This is a genomic window from Gemmiger formicilis (genome assembly GCF_016901605.1).
In the GTDB taxonomy this organism is placed as follows: Bacteria; Bacillota; Clostridia; order Oscillospirales; family Ruminococcaceae; genus Gemmiger; species Gemmiger formicilis_B.
Genome location: NZ_JACJKP010000393.1, coordinates 1 through 582, shown reverse-complemented (window position 1 = coordinate 582; position 582 = coordinate 1). Strand labels below are relative to the sequence as shown.

Sequence of the window (582 nt, the reverse complement as noted above, 5' to 3'; positions counted from 1 at the left end):
CTGATGTACTGGGCAAACTGCTCAGGGACGTCTTTGGTTCAGCGCGTGTATCTCTCGGAAAACCGGCTGTGCTATACCGGTTATAGCGGCAGCATGGACGAGCGGGTGGAATTTGCCTTTGTGCTGCTCCGGCTGAAAGAGTATTCTGTGGGAAGACGATCCATCTGTATCCGGGGAATATTTACCCGGAAGACAAAGGACGCCTACGGTACGCATCAGAAAAATGCCTTTTCCAAGACGCTCTGGATTCCCCGCACCTTTCCAGTGGAGCAGGAACGGATCCTGCTGGATTTTTTAAGAAAAGCGTAGCCGTAAAATGATTTGCGCTCACACACTCCAAAAAAGATAACAAAGGAGGCTTCAGAATGTATAAGACGATTGTTGTAAAATACTCTCCTAAAGCAAAGGAAATGGCGGCAAGAATCGAAGATGTAGCCAATCAAATGGAACAGGAAGGATTTGAACTGGTTTCTTGTTCTATTACACCTTCTTCCAAGGGGATTCTGGTTTTTAGACAGATAAAGGCTCCCCAACCGACCGAAGTTTGTGAGCACGAAAAAGGATAAAATAAAAATTCCACCC

Annotated in this window: 2 protein-coding genes; both read left to right on the top strand. The window is 46.2% G+C overall.

Annotation, left to right across the window (positions count from 1 at the left end; translation table 11 throughout):
* Positions 1 to 309 (top strand): hypothetical protein (locus tag H6B10_RS15075; protein WP_204652318.1); only part of this gene is annotated, 309 nt, incomplete at its 5' end.
* 56 nt (positions 310 to 365) lie between these two features.
* A complete protein-coding gene (locus H6B10_RS15070) occupies positions 366 to 566 on the top strand; it encodes a hypothetical protein (protein ID WP_087182776.1) in 201 nt (66 codons plus the stop codon).
* Positions 567 to 582 lie beyond the last annotated feature (16 nt).

Bases quoted from the DNA above. Each gene is read 5' to 3' on its own strand.
- H6B10_RS15070 (WP_087182776.1), top strand. From the start codon at position 366: ATGTATAAGACGATTGTTGTAAAATACTCTCCTAAAGCAAAGGAAATG.